15 protein-coding genes are annotated in these 18,104 nt (G+C 36.0%); 11 read left to right on the top strand and 4 right to left on the bottom strand.

Annotated elements, in window-relative coordinates; translation table 11 throughout:
• Positions 1-39: 39 nt before the first annotated feature.
• The gene (locus D8M06_RS17160; protein ID WP_121205815.1) at positions 40-1,626 is read right to left on the bottom strand and encodes a peptide chain release factor 3; all 1,587 of its coding nucleotides are present in this window, start codon (positions 1,624-1,626) and stop codon (positions 40-42) included.
• Between the two features lie 318 nt (positions 1,627-1,944).
• On the opposite strand from D8M06_RS17160, the gene D8M06_RS17155 reads away from it, so the two are divergent.
• Entirely contained in the window at positions 1,945-2,514 is a 570-nt protein-coding gene (locus tag D8M06_RS17155) for an O-acetyl-ADP-ribose deacetylase (RefSeq protein WP_121205814.1), read from the top strand.
• Between the two features lie 31 nt (positions 2,515-2,545).
• On the opposite strand, the gene D8M06_RS17150 is transcribed toward D8M06_RS17155, so the two are convergent.
• A complete protein-coding gene (locus D8M06_RS17150; RefSeq protein WP_121205813.1) occupies positions 2,546-3,091 on the bottom strand; it encodes a transcription repressor NadR in 546 nt (181 codons plus the stop codon).
• A 415-nt stretch (positions 3,092-3,506) separates the two neighbouring features.
• On the opposite strand from D8M06_RS17150, the gene nadC reads away from it, so the two are divergent.
• From nadC to D8M06_RS17130, 4 genes are all read left to right on the top strand, one after another.
• Positions 3,507-4,388 carry a carboxylating nicotinate-nucleotide diphosphorylase gene (nadC, locus tag D8M06_RS17145; protein ID WP_121205812.1) on the top strand — a complete coding sequence of 294 codons (882 nt, stop codon included), beginning with the start codon at positions 3,507-3,509 and terminating at the stop codon, positions 4,386-4,388.
• On the top strand, positions 4,373-5,389 hold the full coding sequence (locus tag D8M06_RS17140) for a TAXI family TRAP transporter solute-binding subunit (protein WP_121205811.1): 1,017 nt from the start codon (positions 4,373-4,375) through the stop codon (positions 5,387-5,389). The genes nadC and D8M06_RS17140 overlap by 16 nt, the downstream gene beginning before the upstream one ends.
• Positions 5,390-5,438: 49 nt before the next feature.
• Entirely contained in the window at positions 5,439-7,421 is a 1,983-nt protein-coding gene (locus D8M06_RS17135) for a TRAP transporter permease (protein WP_121205810.1), read from the top strand.
• A 151-nt stretch (positions 7,422-7,572) separates the two neighbouring features.
• Entirely contained in the window at positions 7,573-7,932 is a 360-nt protein-coding gene (locus D8M06_RS17130; RefSeq protein ID WP_158591815.1) for a biotin/lipoyl-containing protein, read from the top strand.
• Positions 7,933-7,999: 67 nt separating this feature from the next.
• Here D8M06_RS17130 and D8M06_RS17125 read toward each other — a convergent pair whose 3' ends face one another.
• Both D8M06_RS17125 and D8M06_RS17120 read right to left on the bottom strand, forming a co-directional pair.
• Positions 8,000-9,910: a vWA domain-containing protein gene (locus tag D8M06_RS17125; protein ID WP_121205808.1), complete on the bottom strand. Its 1,911-nt coding sequence runs from the start codon at positions 9,908-9,910 to the stop codon at positions 8,000-8,002.
• 15 nt (positions 9,911-9,925) lie between these two features.
• On the bottom strand, positions 9,926-10,798 hold the full coding sequence (locus D8M06_RS17120; protein WP_121205807.1) for an ATP-binding protein: 873 nt from the start codon (positions 10,796-10,798) through the stop codon (positions 9,926-9,928).
• Positions 10,799-11,011: 213 nt separating this feature from the next.
• Here D8M06_RS17120 and D8M06_RS17115 point away from each other — a divergent pair, with 213 nt between their 5' ends.
• From D8M06_RS17115 to D8M06_RS20315, 6 genes are all read left to right on the top strand, one after another.
• Positions 11,012-11,581: a biotin transporter BioY gene (locus D8M06_RS17115; RefSeq protein ID WP_121205806.1), complete on the top strand. Its 570-nt coding sequence runs from the start codon at positions 11,012-11,014 to the stop codon at positions 11,579-11,581.
• A gap of 182 nt (positions 11,582-11,763) precedes the next feature.
• Positions 11,764-12,492, top strand: a complete 729-nt coding sequence (locus tag D8M06_RS17110; protein ID WP_121205805.1) for a YkgJ family cysteine cluster protein — start codon at positions 11,764-11,766, stop codon at positions 12,490-12,492.
• A 261-nt stretch (positions 12,493-12,753) separates the two neighbouring features.
• Positions 12,754-13,842, top strand: coding sequence for a DUF6920 family protein (locus D8M06_RS17105; RefSeq protein ID WP_241558979.1), 1,089 nt, complete (start codon positions 12,754-12,756; stop codon positions 13,840-13,842).
• Between the two features lie 204 nt (positions 13,843-14,046).
• Positions 14,047-14,391, top strand: coding sequence for a DUF378 domain-containing protein (locus D8M06_RS17100; protein ID WP_121205804.1), 345 nt, complete (start codon positions 14,047-14,049; stop codon positions 14,389-14,391).
• Positions 14,392-14,470: 79 nt separating this feature from the next.
• Positions 14,471-16,534 (top strand): sensor domain-containing protein, encoded by a 2,064-nt coding sequence (locus D8M06_RS17095; RefSeq protein WP_121205803.1) that lies wholly within the window; start codon positions 14,471-14,473, stop codon positions 16,532-16,534.
• A gap of 225 nt (positions 16,535-16,759) precedes the next feature.
• Positions 16,760-17,968, top strand: coding sequence for a PcsB-like coiled-coil domain-containing protein (locus D8M06_RS20315; RefSeq protein ID WP_121205802.1), 1,209 nt, complete (start codon positions 16,760-16,762; stop codon positions 17,966-17,968).
• The last annotated feature ends 136 nt before the right edge of the window (positions 17,969-18,104 follow it).

Below are 18,104 nucleotides of genomic sequence, written 5' to 3'. Positions count from 1 at the left end.
AACGTGAGATACTCCATGCTGGACTATCTCACGTACAAATTATTGTGCATATTTATTTACCTCAAATAGATCTATTAAGTCAATGCTTGGATTGTTTTCCTTAAACCAATTTAATGCAAATTCGTTTTGGAAAAGGACAAGATAGTTATCATTACGATCTCTACATAACATTCTTCGCTCATCAAATAATGACTCATCGACTTGCTGTTCTGGGTTTAACCAACGGGGAATTCGATCACCAATTGTATCAAACATCACTTCCACATTATATTCATTTTCCATACGATATTTGAACACATCGTATTGAAGTTCACCAACTGCACCAAGAATATAGGACTCAGTACGTTTGTCTCTAAACAGTTGAATAGCCCCTTCTTGAACAAGTTGCTCAATTCCTTTTTTAAATTGCTTCGATTTCATCACATTTTTTGCGGTCACTTTCTTAAATACTTCTGGTGGAAACTGTGGTAATTCATCGTATTCAAACTGATGTTTTCCCTCTATTAAAGTATCCCCGATTTGGTAGGCATTCGGATCATAAATTCCGATAATATCTCCAGCAAAAGCTGCTTCGACCGTTTCTCTTGTTGATGCGATAATCTGCTGGGATTGCGCAAGCTTAAGTGTTTTTCCTGTTCTGGCAAGTTTTACACTCATTCCCCTGTCAAACTTTCCAGAACATACTCGTAAGAAAGCAACACGATCTCTATGTGCAGGATTCATATTTGCTTGAATCTTGAAAATAAATCCTGAGAAATCTGGATTATTCGGCTGCATAACTCCCTCAGTTGTTTTTCGAGGTTTAGGTGTAGGTGCCATTGATATAAATGTGTCAAAAAAGATATTCACCCCAAAAGGCGCTAAAGCACTTCCGAAAAACACTGGAGTTTGCTCTCCTTGTAGAACAGCTTCTAAAGAGAAGTCATTTCCAGCTTCATCTAGTAACGCCACTTCATCTTTAGTGGCATCAAACGTTGCGTTTGTGGTTAGGTTTTCATGCATTCCTTTTTCTAAATCTTCATATGGAATATATGTTTCTTCTTCATTGCCGTTATACTTTACAAACTGTTTTCCGTGGCGATCGAATATCCCAAGAAACCGTTTGCCCATACCAACTGGCCAATTCATTGGATAGGTTTCTATTTGGAGCACATCTTCAATTTCTTCTAATAAATCTAATGGTTCTCTTCCTTCACGATCGAGTTTATTAATAAATGTAAAGATTGGAATTCCACGCATACGGCAAACTTTAAAAAGCTTGAGTGTTTGTGCTTCTATCCCTTTAGTAGCATCAATAATCATGACCACACTGTCTACAGCTGTTAAGGTTCGATACGTATCTTCACTAAAATCTTCGTGACCAGGTGTATCTAATATATTAACCTGAAAATCATGATACTCAAAGTTCATTACACTGGATGTAACGGAAATTCCACGTTGTTTCTCAATTTCCATCCAGTCAGAAGTTGCAAATTTTCCTGATTTCTTACCTTTTACTGTACCAGCAGTTCGAATTAGGTTTCCAACTAATAGTAATCGTTCGGTTAAAGTTGTTTTCCCAGCATCTGGGTGGGATATAATCGCAAATGTTTTTCGCTTGTTTACTTCATTCGTTATCGTACTCATAAAAAATCCCTTTCATTTTATATTTTAGCTTTATAAGGTGTTTGGGGATTTTTATATTACATTGGTAAACGCTCCTTTTTACAGTTTCAACCTTTTCATTATACCCTTTTTTACTAAACAATAATAGAACATATTTTTGTGATATTGGATGAATGATAGAAAGAATTTGTGCATAAAGATTACTAATAGTTTTCTTAACTATAGAAAAATATAAAAATAACTATGCTATTTTATAAAATTATTGTTATAATAGATATTTGTAAAGCCATTGTAAATTCTGGACGCTAGAGCTATTAATTTGAGGAGGGACTAGCACGCATGAAAATAGAGATTAATGGAAACTCTCTAGAACTGATGATAGGGGATATAACAAAACAATCGACAGAAGCCATTGTTAACGCAGCAAATGGTACGCTTATGGGCGGTGGCGGTGTTGATGGTGCGATTCATCAGGCTGCTGGTAGTGATTTAGTAGAAGAATGCAAGAAAATTCGCGAAGAAGATTTGGACGGTAATTATCTACGTACAGGAAAAGCAGTAATCACAAAAGGTTATAATCTTCCTGCAAAATTTGTCATCCATACGGTTGGGCCTGTTTGGGATGGAAATAAACAATCAGCAAAAGAACGCTTAGTCCATGCATATAATAACTCACTTAAGCTAGCAATGGAGAATAGAATTACTAGTGTTTCATTTCCTTCTATATCTACTGGTGTATACAGATATCCAGTCCAGCTAGCATCTGTTGTTGCCATTAATGCTATTATAGATTTCCTTCAAAATAATACATTTGGTAAAGTTGTACTGACATTGTTTTCTGAGAAAGATTATCAGGCATATGAAGATGCTTTAAAAAAGAAGTTATCTAATTTAGATTATGCCGTATAGATAAAAAGTCCCTTGAAACCAAGGGATCTTTTTAATTTTCCTTCGATAGTAATATTCCTGCTTTTTCCAAATCTTTACAAGCAGCTTCTAACTTTTCTTTGGAATCTGCTTCTATAGTATGTAGATGAATTCCATCTGTTAGTGTAGATAAATAAGCTGCACTGGTATTTTCAATTCTTTCCACAAATTGATCTACTTCTTTTCGGTTGTTAACGCGAATAGATGCTGTTAAATCTCCATACACTTGATGTTCAACAATTACATCTTTTATGGTCACCCCATGATCAACAATGAGATAAAGTTCTTCTTTTGTATCTTCTGGTTTATGTCGACACACAATTACTATCTGATGTAAATCTTCATTTGTATCCTGAGTTAGATAGATGTAACCTTGACTGGTAGCAACTATAGGCTCACCCTTTGCCTTTAATAAGGAGACATCTTGGACAATGACCTGTCGACTCACATTCGTTTTTTTAGCAAATTCACTCCCTGTTATTGGGGAATTTGTTGCTTTTAGCTGTTTAATAATTAAATATTGACGCTCGCTTGAAGAAATTTTCGCTTTATCGGGCATTGTTTATTACATTCCTCCTTAGATTTCTGCTCTTTTGCATTTTCAGTAATCTCTCTCTTCCGTACACTTCCCTAAATATTTCATCGTATTATATCGTTTATATCATATCAAAAAAATTTAATAAGGGCTGTTTTTTGTTTTATTGTCGCACTTTTTTCTTTTTACAAAAGTTAAAAAGCAGCAGACGTTGCGAAAAAAAGCTTAAATAGTGATATTTTTCTCTTGATATTATGTTAATCTTATGTAAATATAGGTGTCAAGACACATGTATATATTGATTGTTTTATAGGGGGAATCATAGGGGAATACATATAATTTTTTTATGTTAATGTGATATTTTTCACAATGACAGAGATTTCTTTGAAAAATATATAAAATAAGTAACGATATAAAAATAGTGTAGGGAGTAGAAACGATGAATCAATTAAAATTGCGTAGAACATTGCAATCTTTATTATTGGAAGATATTGGGGATAACGACATAACCAGTCAAACAATCTTTCCGCTTGATAAATATGGGAAGGGTATCTTTATTGCAAAGGAAGATGGTATTCTATCTGGATTGGAAGTTATTGCAGAGGCTTATCAATTGTTAGATTCAAAGATGGAAGTTGTTTATTATTTTAAAGATGGAGATCGAGTATCAGCAGGTCAAAAAATAGCGGATGTGTCCGGACCTATTGCTCACTTACTCACAGGTGAAAGAGTGATTTTAAACTTAATACAAAGAATGAGCGGGATAGCAACAGTTACCAGAGAAAGTATACAGGAATTGAATGATAAAGCGATTCAAATATGTGATACAAGAAAAACTGCACCTGGACTACGAATGTTTGATAAGTATGCAGTTGTTTGTGGAGGTGGTAAAAATCATCGCCAAGGTTTATATGACGGTGTAATGATAAAAGATAACCATATTTCATTTTGTGGATCAATTACCAAGGCGGTAAAGGAAGTACGGAAACATGTTGGCCATATGGTGAAGATTGAAGTAGAAACAGAGTCAAAGGAAGAGGTGTTGGAAGCTGTAGAAGCTGGTGCAGACGTTATTATGTTTGATAACCGGACACCAGAAGAAGTGAGAGAATTTGCTTCCCTTGTTCCGGAAACAATTGTGACTGAGGCATCTGGAGGAATAACATTAGAAAATCTAGTAACCTACCGTAACTGTGGAGTTCACTATATTTCTTTGGGATTTCTAACTCATTCCGTGAAAGCATTAGATATAAGTTTACAAGTTAAAGAGGGGAGTAAAAAAGGCGTTGCAGTGGGGGAGAAGATATGTTTAAACGATTAATCATCATTCTCCTATTTGGACTAGTATTCTTAACTGGATGTGGAAAAGAAGAATCAACCGTTTCTAATACAAGTCAGTCAAAGTCCGAATCCAATGAGGTAATTCAAACCACTATTATGGGAGGGCGCACTGGTGGAGCGTGGTCTGTTTTCACTGAGGGGGTGGCAGAATCTATTAGACGGGAAAATAATGAAGCGATTATTACTGTAGAACCCGGTGGCATTGTTGAAAACCCGCTAACAGTAGGGACAAACAAAGCACCATATGGATTGTCCTATTCGATGACTGCATATGCTGCATATAGTGGGGAAGAACCGTATAATCAGTCATTTGAGGACATACGAGCAATAAGTGTAGTTATTCCAGCAAATTACTATCAATTTATCGTTAGAGCAGATTTCAAGTATGATTCATTAGAATCTATGTTTGAAAGTAAAGCTCCTCTCCGTTTGTCAGTAGATCAAAAAGGGTCAGCAGGTGAAATTATTACTAGAAATATTTTTCAGGAATACGGTGTGACATATGATGATATTGTGGATTGGGGTGGTTCAGTAGACCACTTAGGAGGATCCAAAACATTTGAACTAATGGCAGATAAAAGAATTGATGCTACAGGTGATGCTGTATCCGTTCCTTCCAGCGACATTATTGAAGCATCAACAACAAATGAGTTGAAATTATTTAGTTTGACCCCTGAAATTGTTCAACGTGTTTCTGATAACTTAGGTATGGATGCAGGTACAATAGAGGCGGGGAGCTACGATTTTTTAGAAACTGATATAAATACCGTTAATACACCAGCTATTCTAATTGTAAATAAAGAAGTGCCGAAGAAAGAAGTATATCAAGTGACAAAGTCTATTTATGATAACTTGGATTACTTAGGTACTGTACATGAAGAATTTAAAAATTTGACATCTGAAAACATGATCGACGTCGGGAGTGTGCCTCTTCATCCAGGTGCAGAAGAATTCTTCAAGGAAATAGGAGTACTGGATTAGTTGAAAGAGGTAAATAAAAACATTTCCTTGAGAGAGGAGTTCTTTTTCTATGGATGTTGGAAAGATATTAAAAGGATGGTTCTATGAAGGATATAGACGTCAATTAACTGGTTTTCATGTAAATGTTGTGGCAATTGTCGCTTTTTCTCTAGCAGTTTTTCAAATATGGTCGATGGTTTGGGGGAAAATGGATCCAATTAACCAAATGTCGATACATCTATCTTTCATATTAGCGTTGAGCTTTTTAGTCTATGGTTTCTCAAAAAAAAATAAACCAAGCACTAAGCCCACAATCATAGATTATTTCTCAGCACTAATTGTTTTGGCGGCAGGTATTTATTTCACCATACATGCTGAACGTATTGCTGTTCGTATTCCAATTATGGATCCTTTATCTGGTTTTGACATTCTCTTTGGTCTTGTTTTCGTTATATTGACGATTGAGGCAGCTCGTAGAACGATAGGATTACCAATAATAGCTATTGTTTTTTTATTTTTTGCTTATGCATTATGGGGGCATCATTTACCAGGTATTTGGGGGCACCGTCAGTTTAGTGCAGTGGAATTCTTAGATGAATTGGCTTTTAGCTTTAATGGATTATGGGGTTCGCCAATTTCTGTTGCAGCTTCTATTGTATTTATGTATATGTTGTTTGGAGCATTTTTGAAAAAGGCTGGTGCAGGAGAATTCTTTTTCAAATTATCGTCGGCAATTGCTGGAAGATCGAAGGGAGGAGCGGCTAAGGTAGCTGTCCTTGCAAGTGCATTTTTTGGCTCGATATCTGGAAGTCCAACAGCAAATGTTGTGACAACTGGCAGTTTCACTATTCCTGTTAGCAAAAAAACCGGATATAAATCCTCCTTTTCTGCAGCAATTGAAGCAGCTGCTTCGACAGGTGGTAGTATCTTGCCGCCAATCATGGGGTCTTCTGCCTTCTTAATGGCAGCAGTTACTCAGTTATCTTATGGAACGATTGTCATGGCAGCTTTAATACCAGGTATTTTATATTATATTTCACTAATTACGATGGTTCATTTTGAAGCAATGCGATTAGATCTACCAAGAACGGATGACAAGGACATACCTAAGATTTACACGTGTTTAAAAGAAGGTTGGTATTATTTTATTCCATTGATTGTATTAGTCATTTTCCTTTTCCAGGGCTATAGCGCATCTAGAACAGGTTTTTATGGAATCTTAGCAATCATTGCAGTTAGCTGGTTTGGAGGAAACTCAAAGATGGGTCTAAAGGAAATAGTGACTGCAATGGTAGAGGGGGCGAAATCAGCTATACCTGTAACAACAGCTTGTGCGGCAGCAGGTTTAGTTATTGCAGGAATCATGTCTACGGGACTTGGAGGGAAGTTAACTAGTATTGTCCTCGGATTAACAGAAGGTATGTTGATTCCAACATTAATTTTGATTATGTTTATTTGTATCATTCTAGGTATGGGAATGCCCGTTGCTGCTGCTTATATTCTAACTGCAATGTTAGCTGCACCTGCGTTAATTGAGTTAGGTGTTTCCGTCCTTTCTGCTCATTTATTTATTGTGTATTTTTCTATTTTTTCTGCGATTACACCACCAGTTGCTGTTGCAGCGTTTGCAGCAGCAGGTATTGCTAATGCTAATCCGAACCGAGTTGGTCTTGAAGCGGTTCGATTAGGATTGGTTGGATTTATTGTGCCATATATGTTTGTACTAGAACCTTCTTTACTGATGGATGGAAGTATATGGCAGGTAAGTATAGCATTTGTTACAGCGTGTATTGGTGTTATTGCTTTGGCTACAGGAACGATAGGCTGGTTAGTAACTAATACAAGTCTGCTGGAGAGAATAACATTGCTTTTTGGTGGTTTGATGACCATGTTCCCAGGAGTGTTTTCAGATGGGGTAGGATTAACGGCGATTGTCCTTATTTATTTCCTTCAAAAACGCAGAATCGCACAAATGGAGCAAGTACAGTCAAGTAATGAAATAAGAGAAAATACACAAATGGATAACAGTAAATCAATTAGTGTAGGAAGTTAATAGCGAATAAAAGCAGTGAGCGAATAACTACGATTCGCTCACTATTTTTTTCGACAAATTCCGGGGAGTGACAGGCACCAATCTTTTAACATAGGACTTGCTGAATAAGTATATAGATTATACATAAATGAAATTAGATTGGAGGGGTTGTATGGTAAGAGATAATTGGAAAGTGACAGGGGATGGATTGTGGATAGCTAAGACTATGAAAGGATGTAGGATTGGTTTTACTCCAAAAGTAGTTGCAAAAATGGGGAATATTAGGTTTATGGAGCTGCTGACAATAGGTGAAATTGAAGAAGGAGAACCTCTTTTAATTGTGGAAACATTAAAAGCTGTTCATGAGATATCGGTTCCTATTTCAGGAGAAATCGTTTCAATAAACAAAAAAGTTTTTGAATCTCCTGAGTTACTTACAGACCAGGCGTGGATTATTCAAATGACAAATGTAAAGGACATGGAATATCAAAAGTTACCTGATTATAAGCAGGTAGAATGGCAAATCGGGTAAAGTATGGATTCCGTGATCGAACGTCGACAAATAACGACAAAATCCGGGAAGTGCCAGGCACCTCCCGTTATATCGTTTTTAATAGTAATTTTTTTATTAATGGTGCGAAGTGTTCTGGTAATTCGGAAACGCTTGGTACCATTAGGCGCTCTTTGCCATAAATGTTCTTCATGGTTAGATCTTCACTCTCATCTATCTCGCCATCAGATAAGAACATTCCAATAACTTCTAAGCCTTTTTTTCGTGCCTCTGAAACAGCAAGATGGGTATCAACAATCCCGTTTTGATCATATCCAGAAGCAGCTGGTTCGCCATCAGAAAAGACTAATAAAAATTTATTTTTCTCACGGCGAGCTTCTAGTTCCTTTGTTATTACGCGAATACTATAACCATCTCGATTATCTTCCTCAGGTTCCAGCTGCATGATTTTTGCTCCGTTATTCTGATAAAAGGAATCATTATAGGAATGAATAACATGGAAATAGTTCGGTTGATAATTTTCTGTCACTTCCATCGCATCTTCCCAAAAACCGACAATGGAGTGGGGGATTTTAAATTGTTTTAATACTTCATGAAAAAGTACAATCCCACGTTTGGTTTCTTCCATTTTTCCTTGCATGGAAGCAGAGCAATCCACTAATAAGGTGAAAGCGGCATCGAATTCTTTGGATTCTTGATTTTTCTTATAAAAGACACGAGGGCTTTCGTCTAGTACAACAGGTAGTAATTTCTTAGATAAACGTCCAATAATTAAATCTCTTCGTGGGGCATTCTTTTTGTGTTCAATGGTTTTTTTAATAGTGTTAGCAAGTTTTCGCTTATATGGATCAATATCCAAAACATATTCTTTATAAGTTTGTATCTCTTCTGTTGTCGGGGGATTTGCTTCCTTAATATGTTTTACAGCATCTTTATTTTCCTCACCAAATTCAAATTCGCCATTTTTCCCTTTAGTTGCCTCCTGTTTGTCCAATGATTCAAGCTCGGAATAGTCTTTGTTCTTACTTTGACCTGAAGCACCTTGAATAGTGCCCATCGCTTGATCGGCGTCCTCTGTTTCCCTAGCGCCGCCACCCATTATATTTGTTTTTGTTCCAACTTCTAATTCAAACTGCAAGAATGTTTGCTTTCTATCACTGTTTTGATTTTCCCGGTGCCAACTAGAAAACTGCTCCTCCATAACCTCATTCTTATCTTCATCGACTTCTTCTTTATCATCATTTTTTAACTCATCCGTTCGAGTCAGCTCATCAAATAAAGTATTTTTCTCCATGTCCTGAACATGGCCAATGGGAAAGATAAAGTATTCATAGATTGTATCTTGATAATAGCCGTCCAATCTGAAAACAATCTGTTCACTAATTCTTGTAATATCATCTGTTGTTCTTGCTTCAAACACAGAATAAAGGAGGGGTTTCATTTTTTCCAATTGCTCAAGTTGTGCTTCGGTATATCGTGGAAAACTTGGTTCCGGGCTATCCGACTGTAACAATAAATAGATCAAGCATAAAAGCTCATCTAAAGCCAAGCCTCTCGTAACGTGAGAGTTAAGTTCGTTTTCAAATTTATGCTTTAAGTAGCACTTACGGATGGTAAAAACTTTTTTTGTGCCTGGTCGCTCTTTTTTTATTTCTTCTTCAAGGCGAATATCTTCTAGCAGCGCAAATAACTGGGAAGCAAATTTAGTTAAACTTGCTTCCCTCACGTTTTCTAAATAGCTTTTCATGGAAGGGATATGAGAATATTTTAAGGAACCAATCGTTCGTAAATAGACATCCGATTTAAATCCAGCCTCTTTGTATTCTTCTTTCGCTGTGTCCCACATTCTGCTGGCTGTTACCTTATCATCGATAATATCGATAAACGATCCGAAACTATATTCGAACGCAAAATTAGGTTTACCAGACAGGACAGTTGTTAAGTCCTGCAGTTGCATGAAAAGATTTGTATCCACCTTGCGATCATGAAAACGGTACATTACGATTACTCCTATCTAAAATAGTGTTTCAGTTAAATTCATGACAAATTCACGTTCTCTATCTTCGTCCAGTTTATCAACAATGGAACGCTGAATAGCACGTTTAGGTGGAATTAATACACTTAAATCACAAGCATCTAAAAGGGCACGAATAGATGCTGCATCTTCTGATAATTTTCCTTGATAAACGGCTTGTATTAAGTCAGCAGACAGTTTAACAAATAAATCGATTGTCGTCTCATCTTCTAATTGTGTGTTGGTGTTGATTAAGTTCTTTAACTGCTCACCTTCAATGTATGGCACTTCAATAACTACGAAGCGGTTCTTCAAGGCTTCATTTAGTGGTACAGTACCAATGTAGCCTTCGTTTATCGCTGCGATTACTCCAAAACCTTGTTTTGCTGAAACAATTTCGTTCGTAAACGGATTGGTAATCGTTCTGCGGTAGTCAAGAACTCCATTAATTAGTGGAAGTGTCTCCGGTTTTGCCATGTTGATTTCATCAATATATAGAAAAGTTCCATGTGTCATCGAATTGATGACCGGACCTGGAATGAATTCAATTACTTGTTTCTCACCTTCGTATGCTAATGTCTTAAACCCAAGCAAACTTTCAGCATCCAAGTCCACGGAACAGTTAACACTGAACATTGGCTGACGGAATAAATGAGATAGCGTTTCAGCAAACTTGGTTTTCCCAGCACCAGTAGGTCCTTTTAACAATACATTCTTCCCCATACTTAAAGCAGATATGGCATCCACAAGTAAATCCATATTCGGAGGCATATAACCACCATCACGGATTAACTCCATAAAAGTAGACTCTGATTTTTTATTTAGATCCAGAATGTTAGAAATAGATTCTGGTAATTGATAATCTGTGTTCATTTAAATAAACTCCTTTCCCAAACATTGTAAAGTTTTTTTCGGTGCCTGTCACCTCCCGAGTTTTGTCGGTATTTGTCGGCTGGACGAGTGGGGTTTTGATTGGGGGTAATAATTGTTTACCTTATAAAAATATAAGTTGACAATTAACAGGTGTTAAAATACAATCGAAATAATAAGAAAATTTTATAAAAGGGAAAGGAGTTGTAGTTGCATATGGATAACAAAAATACAAAGCTTCGGATGCTGATAAATTGTTCTATATTTGCAGCAATAACAGCAATTTTAGCTCAAGTGGAAATTCCACTCCCACTTATTCCGATAAGTGGACAAACTTTGGCAGTTGGGATTGCTGCCACCATTTTAGGAAGCCGTCAAGGTGCTATAGCAATGGTATGTTATGCGGCCATTGGAGGTGTAGGTCTACCAGTTTTTGCTGGTTTTAGCGGAGGTCCACAAGTACTCGTTGGTCCTTCTGGCGGCTATATTTTTGGATTTATTGCTGCTGCTTATGTAACGGGTCTAATACTCGAAAAAACGAAATTCACTATTCCTATGGCACTGTTTGCGAATATAGTGGGAATGGTTGTTACATTGATTTTCGGTACCTTACAGTTAAAGCTCGTACTAGATTTGGAATGGGGGGCAGCAATGGCTGCTGGAGTTTATCCATTTATAGTTGTAGGGTTAATTAAAGCATTTCTCGCTAGCTGGATTGGTATAACAGTGAGACAAAGACTGCTTCAAGCAAATCTTATTGTTGGTAACCAAAAGGAGACAGCTTAATACCTATCAAACAGTCCAGAAATCCTTAATTTGGATTTACTGGACTTTTATGTTGTTTGGAACTTATTGGAACATTTATAAACTAGTAATACGTCCAGTAGAGGAGGATTTATCCTGTTTACTTTTTGTTAAATATCGTTAACAATAGAGATAGATTGTAAGTTGAGTGAAGGAGTATTTATATGAAGCAATTTCTTACCTTTGAAGAAGTTCAGGATAAATGTAATCAGTTGATGGAGAGATATGAGATAGATGAAGAGAAGTTTTATAAGATTATTGAAAAATGGGCAGAGGAAGACGCAACTGCAGAAGAGAAAATAGTAGCTAGTTTCCAAGAGTTATTGCAAACAGTCAGTGATGAGATGGATAGTATGGAAGCAAATGTAAAAATGGAGGCAACATGCCGGTTAGGTTGTGCTTTTTGCTGTTATTTTCCAATTATCATTAATGAAATGGAAGCGAAAATGATGAAGAAAGCTATCGAGAGATTCCCACAAGAGAGAAAACAAAAAATTCATTTGCACCTATTGGATTATTATGAGAAGTATGGTTCGAAAATTGACCAAATTACGACCTTGAATTATGAGGAAGACGATGATTTTAAAAGAAAATATCGAAAAAGCTTTGTTCCTTGCCCTTTACTTGATACGGAAACGAATCAGTGTATGGCATATGAAGTTCGGCCCATTCCATGTCGTACCTATGTAAATTATACAGATCCAGCCTTCTGCGAAGAAAATCTCATGCCAAAGGAAACAGTTAGTTTTGAATTTCTATATGAACAGTATATGGGAGCTTTAAACGAATTTATGCAATTCCTCTATGAAGAGGGAAACACTGCTTTTATTAATTATCCAGATGATGTATATACGCATGATTATTTAGCAAACTGGCTTCGTACTATGAATTAATTACTTAAGAATCTGTCACCTCCTATGAGGAAGGAGGTGGCAGTATTTTATGTTTTCAATCAATATATATATATTTATATCTCACCTCCATAAATTTTGAGATTTCTAAGAGCTTGTTTATCCATCTTTGCCTATATAACAACTCCAATGGAAAATGATCCAGGTGTTAGTAAATTGTCAAGTTTATAAGGCATGTGACACTTATATTCTTTTACACTAAAAGTAGGGAGTTGTCTTTATTAAAGGAGAGGAGGAGCTGAGGTGCGGATATTATTCGTTCTCATTGTTGTACTGCATGGATTGATTCATATGATGGGATTTATGAAGGCATTTAATCTTATGAAATTAAACGACTTTAAAATGGAAATTTCAAAATCACTGGGAATTATTTGGTTGTTAACGGCATTCCTTTTCTTAATTGTCGCCATCTTATATTTATGGAACATAGACTGGTGGTGGATACTTGGGGGAGCTGCAGTTATCATTTCGCAGCTATTGATTATTCTATCGTGGCAGGATGCAAAAGTCGGTACTATCGCAAATGTAATTATTCTTGTTGTTCTAATCATCGGATCTGCAGCTTGGAATATGAATAATCAAGTAAAGAGTGAAATACAAGAAATGTACCAGCAGCAAAAATCCACGGAAAGAGAAGTTGTTTCAGAAGCTATGTTGAAGGACCTTCCAATACCAGTACAAACATGGCTGCAGCAAATTGGGGTAGTAGGAACGGAAAAAATCCAGACCGTTTCATTTAAACAGAAAGGGCAGATGAAGCTAAAACCTGATCAAGAAAAATGGTCCAGTGCGGAAGCCGAACAATATATAACAGTGAACGATCCGGGCTTTGTATGGAAAGTTAACATGAAAATGATGCCCATTATTCCTGTGTCAGGTATAGATGTTTTTAAGAATGGGACAGGAGAGATGACCATGAAAATAGCTTCTGTCATCCCTGTTGTAAAAGTAGCTGAGAATGAAAAAGTGAATCAATCCTCCTTACAAAGATATTTACTTGAGTTGCCCTGGTATCCCACTGCAGCTCTTCACCCGTCTATAACCTGGGAATCCATTGATGAGACAACAGCAAAGGCTACGATGGAATATGGTGGAACTACGGGCACTGCTACTTATTTTTTTGATATAACCGGGGATTTGCTTAAGGTATCCGCAATGAGATATAAAGACCATGATGAAACTGCCCAACTTATAGAATGTATTGGTGAAGTAAAAAATTATGGAAGAGTTAATGGAATTAAAATACCGATAGAAATGGATGTCTCTTGGGTATTGGATGAAGGAGTGTTCACTTGGTATAAGCTGGAGATATACGATGTTACCTTTAATTAAATTTTTGAAACGTTACGGTAGCAAGAACTCTCTAGCACTACTATGCTCATTAACATGTCTCTAACTCAAAGGTAGAGGCATTTTTTTGGTTTAACCACCGACAAAATTTGACAAAAAACGAGGAGTGACAGGCACCGTATGTATGTTTTTTTATAAATGTTTCAAACTAATGGTGTAATGTAGTAATTTTTGGGAGGTGATGGCATGAGGTTTTTGAATAGCTTAACTTTAACATTAATTATAATTGGTGCGCTTAACTGGGGATTAATTGCATTTTTTCAATTTGATCTAGTCGCTGCGATATTTGGTGGACAGAACGAATTTCTATCAAGAGTGGTTTATGGCCTGGTTGGATTAAGTGGATTGTATTATTTAACAAGACTTCTTTATCCAATTGGGGAAGATCCAGTAAATCGCCCAACAAGAACATCTGGTCAAGTAAATTATGGGACAGAGTTCGCTGAAGAATTAGATGTTGATGATCCAACTCCACACTCATTGCAGACTTATGAAGAATTTAGACGACCAACTGGAAGAGAAGAGGATTAAGCATACGAGATTTAAAGCCAGGCGTATCTGCGCGTGGCTTTAAATCACCCTTACATAATTTGTAATAAAAGGTGATGCTATGAATGAAAATAAGAAATTAAAGCATTATTTGGAGGCGGATAATCGCTTTTATAATAAACTGCTTAATTCACATACTGATACGATTTATATATTAGACACCACGGGGAAAATTATATATTGTAATGAAGGTTTCTCAGATACTACTGGGTACAAAAGAGAAGAATTAATAAATGAAAAGATTTTTCGTATTTTACACCCGGAAGATAAAAGTAAAGTTAAGGATTTTTTACATGATACCTTGAATGAGAAGATAACTAGGAGAGAATTTAAAATAGTACATAGCACCGGGAAGATAAAAAATATTTTTGCTGATGCTGTACCTATATCTGTTGATGATGAAAACCTTGGCATTTTTGTTATCGGTAAGGATATAACTCAATACATGCAATGGTTTGAACAAAAAGAGAATCAAGATAAAAAATTTCGATATCTGATAAAGAAATCTAGTGATATTATTAGTATTATCAACAGTTCTGGTAACATTGTTTATTTTAGTTCATCACTTGAAACGGTATTAGGATATCAATCCCATGAAATGTCAGGTGATCTATATCAACTTATTCACCCAGATGATAAGGAATTAATAAGCAAGGAATTTCAATATCTTCTTACTAAGGGCACAAATGACTCACTAATAGTTGAATTTCGTTTAAAGCATAAAAATGGTGAATGGCGTTATTTTCAGGCGGTCGCTACAAACCTCATTACCGATCCAATCATAAACGGAGTTGTGGTAAATTATCGTGATATAACAGAATTGAAATTAGTACAGGAAGAAGCAGAATACCTCGCGTATCATGATTTTCTGACAGGTTTACCAAATCGTAGGTTTTTTGAAGAAAAATTGCAAAAACAATTAGAAACATGCAAAGAAAATAAGAAGAGGCTAGCAGTTTTATTTGTGGATTTAGATAACTTCAAATCTATTAACGATACATTAGGCCATGAGAGTGGAGATAGACTATTAATAAAAGTTGCGCATGTATTAAAAAGGTCAGTACCTAAAAATGGAATGATTAGTAGATGGGGTGGGGATGAATTTATTATCATGCTACCAAATATTAAACATGATGAAGAAATATATAATACAGCAACATCTATAAAAAGCAGTTTAAAAGAAACGATTTCCATTAATCAGTATGAACTAAACATCACTGGTAGTATTGGAATCAGCAGTTTTCCTGAATCAGGGGAAGATATAGACTCTTTACTTCGAACAGCTGATTTAGCGATGTATTTAACTAAGGAACGTGGTAAAGGCGACTTTTATATATTCACACCGGATATGTTAGAGAAGGCATCCAAATCACTTCGACTGCAACACGATTTATATCAGGCTCTTTCAAATAATGAGTTCGAACTGTTTTACCAACCTAAGGTGAATGCAAAAAGTGAAAAAATCTGCGGAGCAGAAGCGTTAATCCGTTGGAACCATCCAACGCTAGGCATGCTTTATCCAGATGACTTTATTTATCTAGCTGAAGAATCAGGATTGATTGTTCGAATTGGAGAATGGGTTTATCAGGAAGCATGCAAACAAGTAAAAAAATGGAAAGAAGCGGGAAAGGAAATATTTAAAGTATCCATTAATTTCTCTACACTTCAATTTTTGCAAAAAGACTTGGTAGGAAGGATTGCAAGCTTCTTAGATGAAAGTGGAATAGAGGGCAAGTGGTTAGAAGTGGAAATAACGGAAAGTATACTCATTCAAAATGATCAGGAATTAGTAGATAAGATAGAAGGTCTAAAAAAATTAGGAGTTCAAATTGCCTTGGATGATTTTGGCAAAGGATATTCATCATTGGATTATCTAAGGAAGTTTAATTTTAGTACCTTAAAACTTGATAAGGATTTCATCAAGGATATTCACACAAACAGAGAAAGCGAAGATATTACTAGTTTTATTATTGCGCTAGGAAAGAGATTAAATATTAACATAGTTGCAGAAGGCGTTGAATGCGAGGAACAGGCTCAAAAATTAAAAAAACTTGAATGTAATGAACTTCAAGGATTTCTATTCAGTAAACCTGTATCAGTTAGCGAATTTGAGAAATTACTCTGAATATGTAATCAAACAATATTTGTAAGAAGTATAGAGTACATGGAAAACTCAGCTTTCTATTATGTAAGTTGAGTTTTATTTTGTGAGCAGAGCGTAATAGAGGTGAAATATAATTGTAATACCATGATAATAATTATGTCACTTGTACATGATATACTAACTATTAGACTAGTAAAATTTTATAACTAGGATATAGACTCGTAATGAAGGAAGCAGGGGAAAAAGTTGAAAAAGAAATTAACTGTAATTACTCTAGCTACTGCAATGGTAATAGGAAATCCATTTCACAATAGTTATAGCCACGCAGAATCGACAGATGATTTAAAAGATATTCAAGAACAGCGAGAAGATATTCAGAAAAATTTATCTTCTGCTGAAGGAAAAATTGCAGGAATACTGGAAGAAATGGAAGATTTAAATACAGAAATTGAACGAGTTAACCAAGTATTAACAGAAAAACAAACGCAAATTGAAGAAACGGAAAAAGATATAGATAGAACAGTAAGTGATATTAAATTCTTACAAGAAGAAATTAAAGAATTAGAGACAAGTATTGAGAGACGACATGAAATTTTGAAAAACAGAATGGCTTCCTATCAGGAAACAGGAGGCTCCATAAGTTATTTGGAGGTAATCTTCGGCTCTAGCAGTTTCGGTGACTTTATTAGTAGAGTAAATTCCGTAAATAAAATCGTCGAATCAGATGCTTCTTTAATGAAACAACTTGAAAACGATATAAAGAAAGTAGAAGAAAATAAAGAAAAAGCTCTACAAAAATTGGCCGAGTTAAATACGATGAAGGTAGAACAAGAAGAGACATTAGCTTCAATAACTGAAGAAAAGCAAAACATAGAACGGAATAAAGCTGCATTAGAAAGCAAGCAACACGAGTTAGCTTCACTGGTAGAAGAACTGGAAACGAAGGACAGTAATCTTGCTTCTGTAGAAAAAGAAGTAAAAGAACAGATTGCTGCAGCGCAGAGGGAAGCTGAGAAAAAAGCAAAAGAAGAAGCGAAAGCGCAAAGAGCCTCGACTGATAAAACGACAAAATCTGAGAAGAAAGAAAATAGTAATTTAGAGCATAAAAGTGAAGTGAAAGAAAGCTCCAAATCATCTGAATCCCCAGAGGAAAAGCAGGAGGAAGATGCGAAAGTAATTACTGTAACAGCAACTGCTTATACGGTTGACTGTGCTGGATGTACTGGGATTACTTCAACGGGAATTAACTTAAAGAAAAATCCTAATTCAAAAGTTATTGCAGTAGATCCTAGTGTTATTCCTTTAGGGACGTTAGTTCATGTCGAAGGTTACGGTTATGCTATTGCGGGTGATGTTGGTAGTGCAATAAAAGGAAATAAAATTGATGTATATGTGCCGACACGCCAACGCGCGTTAAGCTGGGGAGTTCGTAAGGTGAAAGTTACTATTCAATAATAATCCAGAAAGTATCTGATATTTATCGGATGCTTTCTTTTGCGAGTGGCAGCACATACATCTTTAGGGTGAGAGTCCCGAATGCGCCGTGCAGCCGGTAAGCATTAGCTGACAAATAGTGCGTTGACTGCGAAGT

It is taken from the genome of Oceanobacillus halophilus (genome assembly GCF_003628505.1).
GTDB lineage: Bacteria > Bacillota > Bacilli > Bacillales > Amphibacillaceae > Oceanobacillus > Oceanobacillus halophilus.
The sequence above is the reverse complement of the archived record's forward strand: the minus strand, read 5'-3'. Positions and strand labels throughout refer to the sequence as shown.